13 protein-coding genes are annotated in these 15,606 nt (G+C 63.5%); 9 read left to right on the forward strand and 4 right to left on the reverse strand.

Features of this window, described 5'->3' with window-relative positions; translation table 11 throughout:
- Nucleotides 1-6: 6 nt before the first annotated feature.
- The 3 genes from AC1DOG_RS18940 to AC1DOG_RS18950 are packed head-to-tail and all read left to right on the forward strand — an operon-like array spanning nucleotide 7 to nucleotide 3,178.
- Nucleotides 7-1,269, forward strand: coding sequence for a polysaccharide biosynthesis protein (locus AC1DOG_RS18940; RefSeq protein ID WP_477930202.1), 1,263 nt, complete (start codon nucleotides 7-9; stop codon nucleotides 1,267-1,269).
- Nucleotides 1,266-2,594: a hypothetical protein gene (locus AC1DOG_RS18945; protein WP_477930204.1), complete on the forward strand. Its 1,329-nt coding sequence runs from the start codon at nucleotides 1,266-1,268 to the stop codon at nucleotides 2,592-2,594. Before AC1DOG_RS18940 ends, AC1DOG_RS18945 begins: the two co-directional genes overlap by 4 nt.
- Nucleotides 2,591-3,178: a DapH/DapD/GlmU-related protein gene (locus tag AC1DOG_RS18950; protein WP_477930206.1), complete on the forward strand. Its 588-nt coding sequence runs from the start codon at nucleotides 2,591-2,593 to the stop codon at nucleotides 3,176-3,178. Before AC1DOG_RS18945 ends, AC1DOG_RS18950 begins: the two co-directional genes overlap by 4 nt.
- On the opposite strand, the gene AC1DOG_RS18955 is transcribed toward AC1DOG_RS18950, so the two are convergent.
- Nucleotides 3,165-5,027, reverse strand: a complete 1,863-nt coding sequence (locus AC1DOG_RS18955; RefSeq protein ID WP_477930208.1) for an SGNH/GDSL hydrolase family protein — start codon at nucleotides 5,025-5,027, stop codon at nucleotides 3,165-3,167. The two genes, AC1DOG_RS18950 and AC1DOG_RS18955, sit on opposite strands and share 14 nt — an antisense overlap.
- Nucleotides 5,028-5,360: 333 nt before the next feature.
- Between AC1DOG_RS18955 and AC1DOG_RS18960 the strand changes: the two genes are divergently transcribed.
- Nucleotides 5,361-6,206, forward strand: a complete 846-nt coding sequence (locus AC1DOG_RS18960; RefSeq protein WP_477930210.1) for a GNAT family N-acetyltransferase — start codon at nucleotides 5,361-5,363, stop codon at nucleotides 6,204-6,206.
- Here the strand turns inward: AC1DOG_RS18960 and AC1DOG_RS18965 are convergent, their stop codons facing one another.
- Nucleotides 6,207-7,118 carry a DMT family transporter gene (locus tag AC1DOG_RS18965; protein ID WP_477930212.1) on the reverse strand — a complete coding sequence of 304 codons (912 nt, stop codon included), beginning with the start codon at nucleotides 7,116-7,118 and terminating at the stop codon, nucleotides 6,207-6,209.
- 199 nt (nucleotides 7,119-7,317) lie between these two features.
- On the opposite strand from AC1DOG_RS18965, the gene AC1DOG_RS18970 reads away from it, so the two are divergent.
- The 3 genes from AC1DOG_RS18970 (at nucleotide 7,318) to ubiA (ending at nucleotide 12,181) form a co-directional block, all read left to right on the forward strand.
- Complete coding sequence (locus AC1DOG_RS18970) at nucleotides 7,318-8,613, forward strand: adenylosuccinate synthase (protein WP_477930214.1); 1,296 nt, start codon at nucleotides 7,318-7,320, stop codon at nucleotides 8,611-8,613.
- Between the two features lie 60 nt (nucleotides 8,614-8,673).
- Nucleotides 8,674-11,154 carry a hypothetical protein gene (locus tag AC1DOG_RS18975; RefSeq protein WP_477930216.1) on the forward strand — a complete coding sequence of 827 codons (2,481 nt, stop codon included), beginning with the start codon at nucleotides 8,674-8,676 and terminating at the stop codon, nucleotides 11,152-11,154.
- Nucleotides 11,155-11,266: 112 nt separating this feature from the next.
- Nucleotides 11,267-12,181 carry a 4-hydroxybenzoate octaprenyltransferase gene (gene ubiA, locus AC1DOG_RS18980; protein ID WP_477930218.1) on the forward strand — a complete coding sequence of 305 codons (915 nt, stop codon included), beginning with the start codon at nucleotides 11,267-11,269 and terminating at the stop codon, nucleotides 12,179-12,181.
- A gap of 54 nt (nucleotides 12,182-12,235) precedes the next feature.
- Here the strand turns inward: ubiA and rpoH are convergent, their stop codons facing one another.
- Nucleotides 12,236-13,144, reverse strand: a complete 909-nt coding sequence (gene rpoH, locus AC1DOG_RS18985) for an RNA polymerase sigma factor RpoH (protein ID WP_018897070.1) — start codon at nucleotides 13,142-13,144, stop codon at nucleotides 12,236-12,238.
- A gap of 162 nt (nucleotides 13,145-13,306) precedes the next feature.
- A complete protein-coding gene (locus tag AC1DOG_RS18990; RefSeq protein ID WP_477930220.1) occupies nucleotides 13,307-14,341 on the reverse strand; it encodes an RluA family pseudouridine synthase in 1,035 nt (344 codons plus the stop codon).
- Nucleotides 14,342-14,384: 43 nt separating this feature from the next.
- On the opposite strand from AC1DOG_RS18990, the gene AC1DOG_RS18995 reads away from it, so the two are divergent.
- Together AC1DOG_RS18995 and AC1DOG_RS19000 are read left to right on the forward strand one after the other, a co-directional pair.
- Entirely contained in the window at nucleotides 14,385-14,771 is a 387-nt protein-coding gene (locus tag AC1DOG_RS18995; protein ID WP_018897072.1) for a hypothetical protein, read from the forward strand.
- Nucleotides 14,772-14,776: 5 nt separating this feature from the next.
- Nucleotides 14,777-15,598, forward strand: a complete 822-nt coding sequence (locus AC1DOG_RS19000; protein WP_477930223.1) for a TrmH family RNA methyltransferase — start codon at nucleotides 14,777-14,779, stop codon at nucleotides 15,596-15,598.
- The last annotated feature ends 8 nt before the right edge of the window (nucleotides 15,599-15,606 follow it).

A 15,606-nucleotide genomic window follows, 5' to 3' on the forward strand; every position in this document is an offset into this window, starting at 1 on the left:
TCGGCGATGGGCGGTCGGTCGCGCGGTTCGGCCAATGCGGCGTTATTGATCCTGAGCTTCGCGATCGGGCAGGGATCGATCTTCCTGGCGCAGACATGGCTGATCCATAGCGGATCGCTCGATCTCCTGGCGGCGTTCGCGACGCATTTTTCTTTTGCGATCCTGGCGCTGATTATTATCGACTTCGGCGCGCCTGTCGTCGTCGCAAGGCGGATTTCGCTGACGGGGGACAGCGAGGTCCTGGATGTGGCGCGGCGCTGCTACTGGCAGGCATCGGTTGTTCGGCTTGGCATCGCGCTCGTGTTGTCGGTGGCGGCGCTCATCTACGCCTGGATTGGCGGAGACGGATTTTCGCGGGCCTATATTCCGGCCGCCATCCCGGCGCTGTTGATCTCGGCATTCAACGCGGCAGGCGTCTTCGATGGGCTGGGGCTCAGTGGCATCAGCGGATTGACTGGGATGCTCGCCTATATCGCGTCCGCCATTGCGCTGGTCGCAGCGGGCGCTCAATCGGCCGATGCGGGTATGGTTCTCGGGGCGGCGCTATCGGTTGGCTACGCTGTCGCCGTCGTTGCACAACTGGCCGCGCTTTGGCGGTTGGGCTGCCCGATGCGTATGGTGACGGTCACCGTCGCGGATTGCGGTGCGTTTGCCCGGGAGGGATTGGGCGTACTCCTTGCGATTCTGCCGGGGCAGCTGTCGTTTCGGTTTCAGATCGTGGTCTGCGCGGCGGTTCTGGGGCAGGCGGGTGTTGGACTGTTCGTCTATGGCAGGCAGATCGCGGCTGCCGCCTCGCAGGTTCTGGAGTTCGTGCGGCGCGCGCATTTTCCTGGCATGGTCCGCGCTCTTCAACCGGCTGGCGCCACAGTGAGAGCGGGCTTTGAGGCGCAGCGGCTCGCGACGCTGCTCGCCACCGCTCTGGCGTTTGGTTTGATGCTGGCGGGCGGCGGCTGCTTCTTGCTGATGAGCGGCGCCTTCGCGCAGTCCGCTTTAGTGGTCGCGCTCTTTTCCGTCGGGGTGCTGACTGGCGCGCTGTCGCAGACGCTGGCGCAGGCAGCTCAAGGGCTTGGCCGCTTTCGCGTCGTGGCCGTCGCCGCCGTGCTGGCCATGTTGATCGGCTTTGCGGCGAGTGCCGGTCTCGGGGCGTTGCTCGGGCTTGTCGGGCTGGCGATGGCGGAGGTGGTGACGCATGTTGTTGGAGCGCTGGTGATCTGGCCCTCGGTATTCCGGCGAGTGGGCGGGCGGAAGACACTGCGGGTCGGTGCATGATCAGGCTCACGACCGTTACGGCGCTCTATCTCGCCAATCTGCTCTTCGCCGACAGCCTCTTCGTCGTTCTGCTGACGCTGCCGATGTTTCTTATGGTTCTGGTCGGGCTGTATCGCATTCAGTCACGCCGGTTCCAGATCGGCGATGTCTTCTGGTTCTGTCTCTTCGTCTACTTCGTGATCTCGCCTCTGCAGCGCATTCATGGGGACCAGATCGGCGGCGCGACTGCGATCACGGCCTATGCCTATGAGCCGCACGAGTTCATTGCCGCCATGCTGATCATCGTCCTGTTTTGTCTGCCGTTTTTGTTTGTCCCGATGGAGCGAGATGCGCCAGCCGCCGAAGCGGGTGGTTCGACATTGCCGATGCCGGTTCTGCTGGCCGTGAACGTGCTCGCCTTCGTATCCTTCGTCGCATCCGAAGGCGGAATGGAGCGGTTGTTGTCGTCGCGGCTGGAGCAGGACCCGACGCAAGCTTTCATCGGCAGCCTGTTCTTTCTCGGGCTGCAATCGGTGACCGCTTGCCTTGTCGCGGTGCGGTTTCATGTGTGCCGATCGCGACTGATTTCTCTCGTGCCGCTGCTTCTCGTTATCGCCTTGCTGGCGGTTGCGCGAAATCCGTTCAATGCGCCGCGCTTCATGCTGCTGGCGGTCTGGGGGCCGGTCATGCTGGCGCTTTGTGGCGGCAGGGTTGCGGCTGCGTGGTTTTATGTCGTCGGCTTGTTGGCGCTGACGGTCCTGTTTCCGGTGCTGAACATAACCACGCGGCTTGGACTGGATGGCGTGGGTGGTCTCTCCGAGATATCCGTCTTCGGCAACTTCTTCGATATTCCCTCGGTCGACGTTTTCGACATGGCGGTGCATGCGGTGCGGTTCATGTCGGCGCATGATCAGATGTGGGGAGAGAAGCTTGTCGCCATCCTGTTGTTCTTCGTGCCGCGCGCGGTCTGGCCCGGAAAGCCTATCGTGGGTGGGCTCGATGTCGGCAACGAGCTGTTTGCGGCGGGCATGTACGGGACGCCGAACCTGTCCTTCTTCGTCGGCTGCGATCTCTATATGGATTTCGGCTTTGCCGGCGTCGTGCTGGGCGGTGTCGTCACCGCCATGCTGCTGCGGTCGGTGCTGATGGCGAAATGGGGCGTGTTCGGCGGCATCAGCGTGTCGCGTGTTCTCATCGTCTCGTCGATTCCGATCCTTCTGCGCGGCCCTGTTGGCGCAGTGCTGCCGTTGTTCGTTTGCCAGATCGCGGTCTTGCTGGCTCTGTCCCGGCCGGTCCGTGACCAAGTCTATCCGGCGCTGCCATATCAGGAACGGTTGCGACGATGACGGAAGGCGCGTCGGAGAATTTCGGCATACTCGACGCCGCGCAATCCGGCTCGCGTGAGGGCGGGCCAAGCTTTAGTGTCCGGCACCGTGTCCTGCGCCTAGCCTGGGGGATTGTCTGGGCGCTGCTCGCGGCCTGGACGCCAGCACCTTTGCATCGCTGGCGGGCGCTTCTGTTGCGGCTGTTTGGGGCGCGGTTGGCGCGCAATGTGCGGGTGCATGGATCGGCGCGGATCTGGTATCCGCCGTATCTCGTCACGGAGGAGAACACGCTGATCGGTCGTGGGGCGATCATCTACTGCATCGCGCCTGTTCGCCTCGGGCGCGGCGTGGTGATCTCGCAGGGGGCACATCTGTGCACCGGGTCGCATGATATCGATGATGCGTCCTTCCAGCTTACGGCTCGGCCCATCACCGTTGGTGCTAACGCCTGGGTCGCGGCCGAGGCCTTTGTCGGTCCCGGCGTCTTGATCGGGGAGGGAGCGGTTCTCGGCGCGCGGGGTGTTGCCTTCAGCGATCTTGCCGCATGGACCGTTTATGCCGGCAATCCGGCGCGGCCGATCCGGGCGCGGGTTACCAGCCCATAGCCATGGTCGCCGCCACCCAGGCTGCGGCGGCGATTGCATAGCCCTGGTCGTTCAGATGGAGCGAATCGGAGCGTAGCGACCTCGGCGTCAGGCCGGCGGCGATGTCCTGTTGGTCCTCGGTCGTTTGATTGGCGGCGGCGGTAAGCGCGGCGTGGAGATCGACGAAGCGTGTAGCGTACAGGGCGGCCAGTGTGGTGTTCAGGGTGGCGATCGTCTGGCGGGTTTCGGGGGTATCCGACGCTGAAGGCAGGATCGAGCCGATCAGGTAGCAGCCGCCGGGGACATGGGCGGTCATGGCCGCGATGTCGGAGAGAACGGTCTCTGGCGTGACCGCATTGTTGCGGCCGGCCCACAGCCATTGGATCTGGCCGCTGGACGCATCGGCCGGCAACAATGGCGTGGCGTATGCGACGGCCACGGCATCGCCCGCATGGCTTCGCGTGAAGAGGTGGCGCGTGCCGCCGTCGGTCGTCAGCGTGCCCTCCACGCCGGCCAGCGTGCCGCGTAGGCCGATGGCACCATTGGCGCCGTGCAGCGCCTCGACTGATCGATAGAGGACCTCCACTTGCGGGGTCTCGTCGCCCCATTCGATGACGATGTTGTCGAGCGACCAGCGGAGAAGGCTGCCGCTGCTGAGGAAGGCGATTGCCCCGCAGGACGGGTTTGCGCTGGCGAGATTGCCGGCTGAGAAGACCAGTTCATAGCGGCCGCTCGCCGAGATCGCCAATGTGGGGTCGCCGTCCGATGTCGTCGTCGCCCAGCTGCCGCCCGGCGCGCCGAGCCCGCCGACATGGATCTGGCCGCTGCCGTCGATGATCTCGATGTCGAAGGCGGTGTGGATGAGCTTGCCGGCTGGGATGATCTGGCCACCGCGGATTTCGGCAACGTTGAGTTCGCATCCGCGCAGCACGCCGGCGTCGTCGTTTTCGACGATCAGCCTGCCGTCGCGCGTCAAGACCGGCGCCGCGTGGCCGTCCTGGATGCGCGGCAGCCAGCCGTCCCTATCCTGATCGAAACGATAGAGACGCGAGAATTCCGGGTGGTAGGCCGGGATTTCGCCGTCGCCGGGTGTCAGCTGCAGCGCGGTCACGGTCGCGCCCTGTTCGAACTGGCCGGAGAAGATGCGCAGGGTGATGTCGATCGCGCTGCCCGGGATGATATCGAGCAGATGCGTGGAGCGGATGAAACCATGGGTGTTGGTCGCCGTCGCCAAGACGTGGCTCCGCGTGCCATCAAGGGCGAAAGCGGGCGCGGCGATTTCGGCGAGGTAGCCGCCGAGTTCGTCGGCCTCAATGAGCAGAAGGCGCATGCCCGCTATGCCTGAGGTGGAACCGGCGATCATCTGAATTTCGCTTGAGATCGTCCAGTGGTTGCCGGGTTCAGCGGCGTAGTTGGCGGCGATGGCGCCGTAGATCTGCCGGCCGATGTCTGTGAAGCCTGCCGTTGCCGTGCCATGGATCCTGATGTCGCCATAGGGCAGGCCGTTTTCGTCGGTGCCCTTGTTGATGCATTCATGCGTGAGGCCGTTGACGATGCCGGTCTCGAACCGGTCCATCCAGTCGCGCGTATGCGGATAGAGGTTCCTGATATCGTCGCCGGCGACCGCAAGCAGCAGCGGCACGCCGCCTTGTCTGGCCGCGATCTCGGTCGAGGTCTGGCCGCCGATGCCGCGATTGATGATCGTCCTCGGTGGATCGAAGAGGCCGGCGGCGATGGCTGGGAAGGTGGTGTCGCGGGATGATGCGCCGGCACCCTCGGTGAGGCTGTCTCCGAATGCGATGATGGCGCGAGGGCCGGGGCGTTGCCGGGCGGGGGATTGGGCAGTCGAAAGGCCGATACCGAGAAGCATTGCTGGTCTCCTGTAAGAACTGGGAAAAATATCCTAGTTCAGCCTTGGGAGACGGGGACGAGCTGTTGGCGCAAGTTCTTTTGCGGTCGAAGCGCCCGAAGCGTGGCTACCTTCATGTTGTCTTAAGTAATTATCTTGAGATTACAGGTTCCTTGTTCCATGATGATTCCGGCCGGAAGGTTTTCTGTGTCCGACGTCATGTCGATCGATGCAGATCGCTTCCGTAGAGAACATGTTTCCTGGTCATCGATCGCGTATCGCGGCCGCTAGACTTGATTTCATCACATTACGCCGCCTGTGTGCGCTCGCCGTGGGCCTGATTGGGAAGATTGCATGAATTCGGAGTTTGCCGTTCGCCCCATGCGGCCCGGTGAGTTGGAGCTAGTGCTCGAATGGGCGCGCCAGGAGGGGTGGAATCCAGGTCTCGACGATTCGCTTCCCTTTCATGACGCGGATCCATCGGGTTTTTTCGTCGGCGCGGTTGGCGAAGTGCCGGTTGGCTCGATCTCCGTCGTCAAATATGGCGACGACCTGGCCTTTCTCGGGCTCTACATGGTTCATCCCGAATTTCGCGGCAAGGGTTACGGCAGGGCGATCTGGGATGCCGGCATCGCATCGGCGAATGGCCGCAGCATCGGGCTCGACGGTGTCGTCGCCCAGCAGGAGAATTACCGCAAGGCTGGCTTCGAGGAGGCTTACAAGACGGTTCGCTATGGCGGGGTGATCGGCTCTTTGCCGTCGTCGTCGCTGACCGCCACGCCCGTGACCGACAAGCTGGACGGGCTGGTGCGGTATGATGCCAGCGTGTTTTCGGCGCAGCGCCCGGCTTTCGTGACATCCTGGTGCACCAACCGCAAGCATCGGCGCACGGCCGTCGTGCGCAAGAGCGGCAAGATCCGTGGCTATGGCACGATCCGCCGCTGTTATGACGGATACAAGATCGGGCCGCTGTTTGCCGCCGATGCGGATAGCGCCGCGGCGCTGCTTTCCACGCTCGGGCAGGACGCGAAGGGCGCGCGGGTGTTCATCGATATCCCCTCCGACAATCGCGAAGCCGTGGCGCTTGCCGTCGGCATGGGGCTGGAGCCGGTGTTCGAGACATCTCGCATGTATCGCGGCGCTGTTCCCACCGTTCCGCTGAAGAATGTCTTCGGCGTTACCACGCTGGAGCTGGGCTAGCTAGCTCGCGTCCGACGTTGCTGGGGCCACTCGATTGGGGCGGCCCTTTTCGGCGATGGCGATGCCGCCGAGCGTCAGCACCAGCGCCGCGATGTGGAACGTCTGCAGCGTTTCGCCGAGTAGCGCGACAGAAAACAGCGTGCCGAAGACGGGCACGAGATTGATGAAGAGCGCTGCGCGGTTGGCGCCGATCCATTCCACGCCCTTGATGTAGAAGACCTGTGCCATCAGCGAGGCGAAGATCGCCGTATAGATGGTGATGAGCCATCCGGTGCCGTCGGGAGCTTGCGCCGCGCCCTTTGAGGCCTCCCAGGCCAGAAGCGGCAGCGCGCTCAGCATGGCGCCGAGTGCAGGCACTGCCATCAGCGTGCGCCAGTCGAGCGGCGGCTTCCATCGCAGGAAGATCGTGTAGACCGAGTAGGCGGCGACTGCGACCAGCATAAGGCCGTCGCCGGTGTTGAGACCGAGCTCCAGGAGCGTGGTCAGGCTGCCGTGGGCGGCGGTGAGTGCGACGCCGAGCAAGGTCATCGCGAAGCCCAGGATCTGGGCCAGCGACACGCCGGTGCGGAAGAACAGGAAGTTGAGCAGGAATATCAGCATCGGGATGCCTGCCTGCTCGATTGCGACATTGATGGCGGTCGTATATTTTACCGCGGAATAAAGCATGGCATTGAACAGCGTGTAGCCGACGATGCCGTAGAAGAAGAGCAGAGGGAGGTTTTTGCGCACGACCGGCCAGTCGCGTTTCAGCTGCGGCACGGATATGGCGGCAATGATCGCCGTTGCGACGAACCAGCGCAGGGAGGTCAGCATCATCGGGCTGACGTGACCGAGCGCCAGTTTTCCGGCAACGGTATTGCCACCCCAGCACATCGCGGCAACGACAAGGCATATGTAGGCGGCAAACTGCACGGCCGATTCTCTCCCGGTCGGCTGCGCGGGCGCAGAACTTCTTTCGACTACGGCGGCAAATAGCCTGCCAATAGCTGATTTGTCACGTAAAAAGCCAATTCAGACGGCAATACAGGGTCGCTTTCCCAAAAACAAAGCCTTATAGATGCGCGGGTTTGAGCAGGGAGCGGTTAAATCCGCCTTTAACAGGAAGACGTGAATGACGAACGTAGTTGTGGTCGGTTCGCAATGGGGTGACGAAGGCAAGGGCAAGATTGTCGACTGGCTTTCGGAACGTGCCGATGTGATCGTGCGCTATCAGGGCGGACACAATGCGGGCCATACGCTGGTCATCGATGGTGTCAGCTACAAGCTGGCGCTGCTGCCGTCGGGCCTCGTGCGCGGCAAGCTCAGCGTCATCGGCAACGGCGTCGTCGTCGATCCGCATCATTTCGTCGCCGAGGTCGAGAAGCTGCGTGCCCAGGGCGTCAACGTATCGCCCGAGATTCTGCGCATTGCCGACAACGCGCCGCTGATCCTGTCCCTGCACCGCGATCTCGACGGCTTCCGTGAAGATGCTGCCTCCAACAGCGGCACCAAGATCGGCACCACCCGCCGCGGCATCGGCCCTGCCTATGAAGACAAGGTCGGCCGCCGCGCGATCCGCGCCATCGACCTTGCCGACAAGGAAGCACTGCCTGCCAAGATCGATCGTCTTCTGACGCACCACAATGCGCTGCGCCGCGGCCTCGGCCTGCCGGAGATTTCGGTGGAATCGCTGGAGAAGGAACTGAACGACGTCGCCGATCAGGTTCTGCCCTATGTCGATCAGGTCTGGCGTATCCTCGACGACCAGCGCAAGGCCGGCGCCCGCATCCTGTTCGAGGGCGCGCAGGGCGCGTTGCTCGACAACGACCACGGCACCTATCCCTTCGTCACCTCGTCGAACACGGTCGCCGGTCAGGCTGCCGCCGGTTCTGGTCTCGGCCCGACGGCGATCGGTTATGTTCTCGGCATCACCAAGGCCTACACGACCCGCGTCGGCGAAGGTCCGTTCCCTTGCGAGCTCGATGACGAAGTCGGCAAGCATCTTTCGACCGTCGGTCGCGAAGTCGGCGTCAATACCGGCCGTCCGCGTCGCTGCGGCTGGTTCGACTCCGTTCTGGTTCGCCAGACGGTGAAAACATCAGGCATCACGGGCATCGCGCTCACCAAGCTCGACGTTCTCGACGGCCTCGACGAGCTGAAGATCTGCGTCGCCTACAAGCTCGACGGCAAGGAGATCGATTATCTTCCGGCCAGCCAGGCTGCGCAGGCACGCGTCGAGCCTGTCTACATCACGCTCGAGGGCTGGAAGGAATCGACTGTCGGCGCGCGCAGCTGGGCCGATCTGCCGGCCCAGGCGATCAAGTATGTCCGCCAGGTTGAAGAGCTGATCGGCGCCCCCGTCGCTCTCCTGTCTACAAGTCCTGAGCGCGATGACACCATACTTGTGACCGATCCTTTTGAGGATTAAGGTTTTATATGATTATTTGTGTGGTTCGCGCGGCGAACCACACTCTTAGAGAAAGTACGTATGGCGGATTTTATCGCAGTTATCCGGCGGGCGGTTGACGGCCTGACCGACAACACTCCCGATATGCGGGTGAAGGTTTACGAGCGTGCTCGCGGTGCCGTACAGCGGCAGCTCGAGAACATGAAGCCGCGTCCGCCTGAGGCCATGCTGCAACGCCAGCTGGAAAAGCTCGAAGCCGCCATTCGTGAAGTCGAAGCCGAGCATGCCGATGCGCTGCCGGCCGAGGACCATGCCGCCGTCGCCGAGCCGGTGACGGAAGCGCCGCCGGAGCCCGAAGTCGCGCCCGAGCCCGAGGTTGCTGCGGCACCCGAGCCGATCGCCGAGCAGGCGGAAGAGGCACCGGAGGCCGAGCCCGCTTACGAGCATCCGGCCTATGAGGCGCCCGCGCACGAAGAACCTGCTTACGAGGAACCGGCTTACGAAGCGCCCGTCGAGCCCGAGGCTCCGGTTGCTGACGAGCCTGCCGTGCATGAGGAGCCGGTTTACGAGGAGCCGGCGGCGGTGCATGCGGCCGAGGTTCACGAAGAGCCCGAAGTTCAGCCCGAGCCTGAGGTCTATCACGAGCCCGCGCATTCGCACGCCGAGCCCGTGTTCGAGGATGCGCCACATGTGTCCGCTGCCTCCGAGCCAGAGGCTGTCGAGCCTTGGCAGCTGCCGGTCGAGGACCAGTATGATGCCGCGCGCGAGACGCATCGCCATGATTTCGCCGCCGCGCCCGACGTCGAGCCCTATGCAGAGCCTGTCATCGACGACGCGCCGCGGGCGCAGTCGGTCGCGCGCGATTTCGACCTGAGCAACCGCCTCGTCGAGCCGGTTCCGGTGTTCGAGCCGCCGCATCAGTTCGTCGAGCAGACGCAGGACGATCCCATTCATGCCGACGCCGCAGGTCATTTCGATCCGGTTTGGAACGAGCCGGCGGAAGAAGTGCCCGAACCGTCCACGAAGACGGTTGAGCCGACCGACTGGGCGCTTGAGGAGCTGCGCCAGTTCTCCGAGACCTCGCATGCAGCACCTGCCGCCAACGATGCTGCGCGCGCCTTCGACGAGGTGGTGTCGAGCATCGACTACGCTGCGGCGCCGGTACCGGCTGCAGCGGCCAAGATGCCGACTGCCAATGAGAGCTTCTCCTGGGAAGCGGCTGCCTTCGACGACCTGCCGCCGATCGACAACGACAAGAAGACACCGGCTGCCACATCCTACGAGGATGTCGATCTCTTCTCCGAAATTCACGGTGGGCCGGCGCCGAAAAACGAGCCTTTGGCCGGCGACGACTGGCAGGAAGCAACGCGGCTTCGCGGCTACGACAATCGCGGCGTCGTTGCCGAGGATGACGATGGCCTGTCGGTTGGCAACAGCGACGACGACATCGCCTCGAAGTTCCAGGGCAAGAATTTCCGCATGGAACCGAAGCGCCGCCGTTTCGGCATCGGCTCCATCATCGCGCTTCTGATCGCCTTGGGCGTTGTCGGCGGCGGCGGTTATGCCGCCTATACGCACCAGGCCGCCTTGACCGAAATGGTCAAGGGCCTCGTCAGTGCCGCCCCATCGCAGACCGCGCAGACGCCGCCTGTTGCAGGCACGACAGCGCCGGCCGACCAGACGAGCGATGCCAAGCCGGCTGCTGCAACGCCTGATGCAGCGCAGAGCGGCGCCGCGTCCGCCGACGGTTCTGCTGCCGGCAACAAGTTCACGCAGCGGCTGATGGCCGATGGCACCGAGGTCGATAGCGGCCCGGCGGCTGCACCAAGCACGCAGGTCGCCGAAGGCAAGTCCGTCGCCGAGCAGAATGTCGCTTCCGCCGACCCGGTCGCACCGGCCGCCGCAGGCACGACACCGCCGGCCGCCGCTTCCGGCACGGCCGCACCTGCCGCCGCAGCATCCGCGACGCCGCCCGCTGCCGGCCAGACCGCGCCTGCCGGTTCCAGCGAAAAGATGTTCCTCTATGAGGAGCGCATCGGCCAGAGCTCGCCGACGGCGATCCAGGGTTCGATCGTCTGGAGCCTGCATCATGAGGCGGGCGCCGATGGCAAGCAGGAAGCCTCCGTCCAGGGCACGCTGACGGTGCCCGAGCGGAACCTTACGGCGCAGATCAACTTCAAGCGCAACTCCGATCCCTCGCTTCCGGCCAGCCACATAGTTGAGATGGTGTTCTCGCTGCCGGCAAACTTCGAAGGTGGCGCAATCGACAGCGTTCAGCGCATTTCGATGAAGCGGACGGAGCAGGATCGCGGTGATCCGCTTGTCGCGGTGCCCGCGAAGATCACCGACGACTTCCACATGATCGCGCTCAATGACTACCCGGATGCCCGCAAGGCCAATCTCGACCTTCTGTCGACGCGTGACTGGATCGATATCCCGATCACCTACCGCAACGGCCGCCGCGCGCTTCTGACCATGCAGAAAGGCCCGACCGGCGTCGAAGCCTTCAACGCCGCGATCCGCGAATGGAACGCAGCCGGGGATGTCTCGACCAGCCAGTAAGGGCGGTCGTTCGGACTGAACAGACAAGAAAGGGCAGGTCGCGAGACTTGCCCTTTTTGACGAGATCGGCCCCCTTCGCTGCCGGGCTTTCTGGATTTGGAGTTTGGACAAGATGACCGCTGCGAGCCGCCCGGATCTGAGCGATATCAACCTCGACGACTGGGTGGAGCGCAGGCTCCCCAGAGCATGGCGACCCTACACGCGTCTGGCGCGGCTGGATCGTCCCGTCGGGATATGGCTCACGCTTTTCCCGTGTTGGGCGGCACTCATTCAGGCGTCGCACGGCTTTCCGGATATTCGGCAGCTGCTGATATTTTCGCTGGGCGCCTTGTTGATGAGAAGTGCCGGTTCCACCGTCAATGATGTCGCCGATCGCAAGTTTGACGGCCATGTCGAGCGGACGCGCTTCCGGCCCCTGGCGAATGGCCAGATCAACATCCTGCAGGCGCTGAGCTTTCTGGCGGTTCAGCTTGCGCTGGCGGCCTCGCTGCTGTTCTTCCTGTCGCCCTACACACGGCTGGTCGCGATCTGTGTCGTGCCGCTCGTCTTCATTTATCCGCTCTGCAAGCGCTTCACGCACTGGCCACAGGCCGTTCTTGGCGCGGCGTTCAACTGGGGCATGCTGATGGCTTGGGCCGAGGTCTCCGGGCACATCCCGCTTGGGGCCATCCTGATGTGGGGCGGGGCGATTGCATGGCAGATCGGCTACGACACGGTCTATGCCTATGTCGACGTCAAGGATGATACCCGGCTTGGGCTGAAATCGACGGCGATCCTGTTTGGCCGGCATGGCAAGGCGATCATTGGCGTCTTCTACGGCGTGGCCGTTGGCGCATGGGCGCTCGGCGGCTGGCTGCTCGGGATGTCGCTGCCTTATATGCTCGGAATTCTGGTGATTGCCGCCCATCTTGCGTGGCAGACCGGGCGGATCGACCTTGTTCGCCCGGAGGTGAATTATCGGCTGTTCCTGGCGAATATCCTGACGGGCGTGCTGCTGGCTGGCGCGGCAGTGCTGGGAACCCTGTAAACGAAAAGGGCGGGTCGTGAGACCCGCCCTTGTCTTTTTTGGAGATTGGTTCGCTTATGCCGTGGCTTCGACGACGCGGACAGCCTTGGCGCGGTCGAGCGCGTCCTTGCGGACGGCGTCCTGGACCTTTTCGAAGGCGCGGACCTCGATCTGGCGCACGCGCTCGCGGCTGATGTCGAATTCGCTCGACAGATCTTCCAGCGTCACCGGATCTTCGGAGAGGCGGCGTGCCTCGAAGATGCGGCGTTCGCGGTCGTTCAGAACGCTCATCGCCTTGGCCAGCATGCGCCGGCGGGTGTCGAGTTCGTCCTGCTCGATCAGCACGTCTTCCTGGCTGTCATGATCGTCGACAAGCCAATCCTGCCACTGGCCGCTGTCGCCCTCTGACGCCTTGATTGGCGCGTTGAGCGAAGCGTCGCCGGACAGGCGGCGGTTCATCGAGATCACTTCTTCCTCGGAGACGCGCAGCTTGGTTGCGATCTCGGCCACGTGTTCCGGCTTCAGGTCACCTTCGTCGATGGCCTGGATACGGCCCTTCAGGCGACGCAGATTGAAGAACAGACGCTTCTGGTTGGCGGTGGTGCCCATCTTCACGAGCGACCAGGACCGCAGGATGTATTCCTGGATCGAGGCCTTGATCCACCACATGGCATAGGTTGCCAGGCGGAAACCGCGTTCCGGGTCGAACTTCTTGACGGCCTGCATCAGGCCGACATTGCCTTCGGACACGACTTCGCCGATCGGCAAGCCGTAGCCGCGATAACCCATGGCGATCTTGGCGACGAGACGCAGGTGGCTGGTGACGAGACGATGCGCAGCCTCGCGGTCGCCATGTTCGGAATACCGCTTTGCCAGCATGTATTCTTCCTGCGGCTCCAACATCGGGAACTTGCGGATTTCGTCGAGATAACGGTTGAGACCGGCTTCGCCGGCGGTAATGGACGGCAAACTGCTTCGGGCCATTCTTGCACCCTCCTATCTGAATTCCGATCCCCGCTTGGACGCGTCCCTGCGTCTTGAAGGCGAACCGGGAACGTGCGGCTTTGTCAAAGCCCGCACGAAGTCAGTGTAGAGATAAGTGTGGCGAAACCGTAGTTCAAGGCTCAGGCCCGCTTCACGATGCCGTTACAGCTCGGCATTGCGCAAGGCGTCGACCAGCGCCACCATATCGCCCGGCAGGGGGACCTCGAAGCGCATGAGCTCGCCGCTGCGCGGATGTTCGAACTGCAGCATGTAGGCGTGCAGCGCCTGTCGGCCGAAGCTGTTGACCGCCTTCTTGGCGGCATCCGGCAGGAGGTTGGCCTTGGTCTTGAAGCCTGCGCCATAGACGGTATCGCCGAGCAGAGGATGGCCGATATGGGCCATGTGGACGCGGATCTGGTGGGTGCGCCCTGTTTCCAGATGGCACTCGACGAGAGAGGCAAGCGACAGCGCATCCGGCGTCTCGTGGAAACGCTCGAGCACCTCGTAGTGAGTGATCGCCTCATCGGCATCGGCTGTGCCCGGGCGCTTGACGGCGCGGCGCGTGCGGTCGCCGGTGTCGCGGCCGAGCGGCGCGTCGATGCTGCCGGTCAATGTGCGCGGACGACCCCAGACGACGGCCTGGTAGGCGCGCTCGATCGGCATGGTGCGGCCGTGATCGGCGAACTGGGCGGAGAGGTGGCGATGCGCGACGTCGTTCTTGGCGACGACCATGACACCCGTCGTGTCCTTGTCGAGGCGGTGGACGATGCCGGGACGGCGCACGCCGCCGATGCCCGACAGGCTATCGCCGCAGTGATAGATCAGCGCGTTGACCAGCGTTCCCGTCCAGTTGCCGGCGGCCGGATGCACGACCATGCCCGATGGCTTGGAGATGACGATCAGGTCGTCGTCTTCATAGAGAATGTCGAGCGGGATATTCTCGCCCTTCGGCGTGGGATCCTCGGGCTCGGGCAGGTTGATCTCGAAGACGTCGCCGGGGCGGACCTTCTTCTGCGGGTCGGCGACGACTGACCCCTTCGACGTGACCTGGCCTTCCTTGATCAGCACCTTGACACGGCTGCGGGAGAATTCCTCGCCGAGCTGAGCGGTCATCCACGCATCAAGCCGGCCTTCGGCATGTTCATCCGCCGTCAGGACTTTCATATTGCCGGCTGCTTGTTTAAAGGGGTCGCTCAAGACGCTTCTTCTCCGAAGTATTTTATAGAATGGAACGCCATATATGACGAATGTCCAGCCAGAAGACGATCAGGAAGAAAAGCCCCTCGATCCGGCAATGGAAAATGTCCGACGCAAGATGATCCGCCTGCAGATCGTCTCGGGCTTCATCATGTTCGTGAGCCTTATGGCGGTCTTCGGCGCGGTTGTCTACAAGACGATGCGGGCGCCGGCCAAGGAGCCGGTCGCGATCACGTCCGCCGGAATTCCGTCGGATGCGCCGGTTTCCGTCACCGCAAACCTGCCCGCCGGCTTCGTTCTCCAGTCCTCTTCGCTTTCGGGCGGCCAGATCATGTTCTTCGGCAAGACCGCCGAGGGCGTGGCCAAGGCGCTGGTGTTCGACATCAAGGCCGGAAGCATCATCGCCGACGTGACCGTCAACGGCGGCTGAGAACGATGGCCCCTCGGCTGATTGCGATCGACAATGCCGACGACCCTGGTATCGCCGAGTTTCGCGATATTCGCGAACGCGATCTGACCGGGCGGCATAACCGGTTTATCGCCGAAGGCACCGTCGTGCTGCGCATGCTGGCCGAGGCACACCTGATGGGCGGCGATTTCGCGGCCGAGAAGGTGCTTTTGCTGCGCAACCGTGTCGAGGGCGTTGCCGATATTCTCGAGCGGCTGCCGGATGACGTTCCCGTCTATGTCGCGGAAGCGGATGTGCTCGACCGTATCGTCGGCTTCCATCTGCATCGCGGCGTGCTGGCGCTGGGGCGACGACAGCCACGGGACGGCGCACTGATCGACCGGTTGCCCGAGCGCTCGCTGGTGCTGGTCGGGTGCGGCATTTCCAATCACGACAATGCCGGTTCGATGTTCCGCAATGCGGCGGCCTTCGATGCTGATGCCATCTTCCTCGACGAGACCTCGTGCGATCCGCTCTATCGCAAGGCGATGCGCGTGTCAGTCGGATCGGTATTGAGCGTTCCCTACCAGCGCGGCGGTGATGCGGTCGAACTGCTCACGCGACTGGCCGAGCGGGATTTCGCCATCTGGACACTATCGCCGCGCGGCGAGGTCGATATCCGCTCCATTCCGGCCTCGGAGCGCATGGCGCTGGTGGTCGGCACGGAAGGCGAGGGGTTGCCGCAGGCCGTGTTGTCGCGCTTCCGCAGCGCGCGCATTCCGCAATCACCGGGGCTCGACAGCCTCAACGTCGCGACCGCGACCGGTATCGCGCTGTTTGCCATGTCTTCCACGGCCAAGCGTATCTGAGATCAGCG

Source organism: Rhizobium sp. 01N48 (assembly GCF_056399145.1).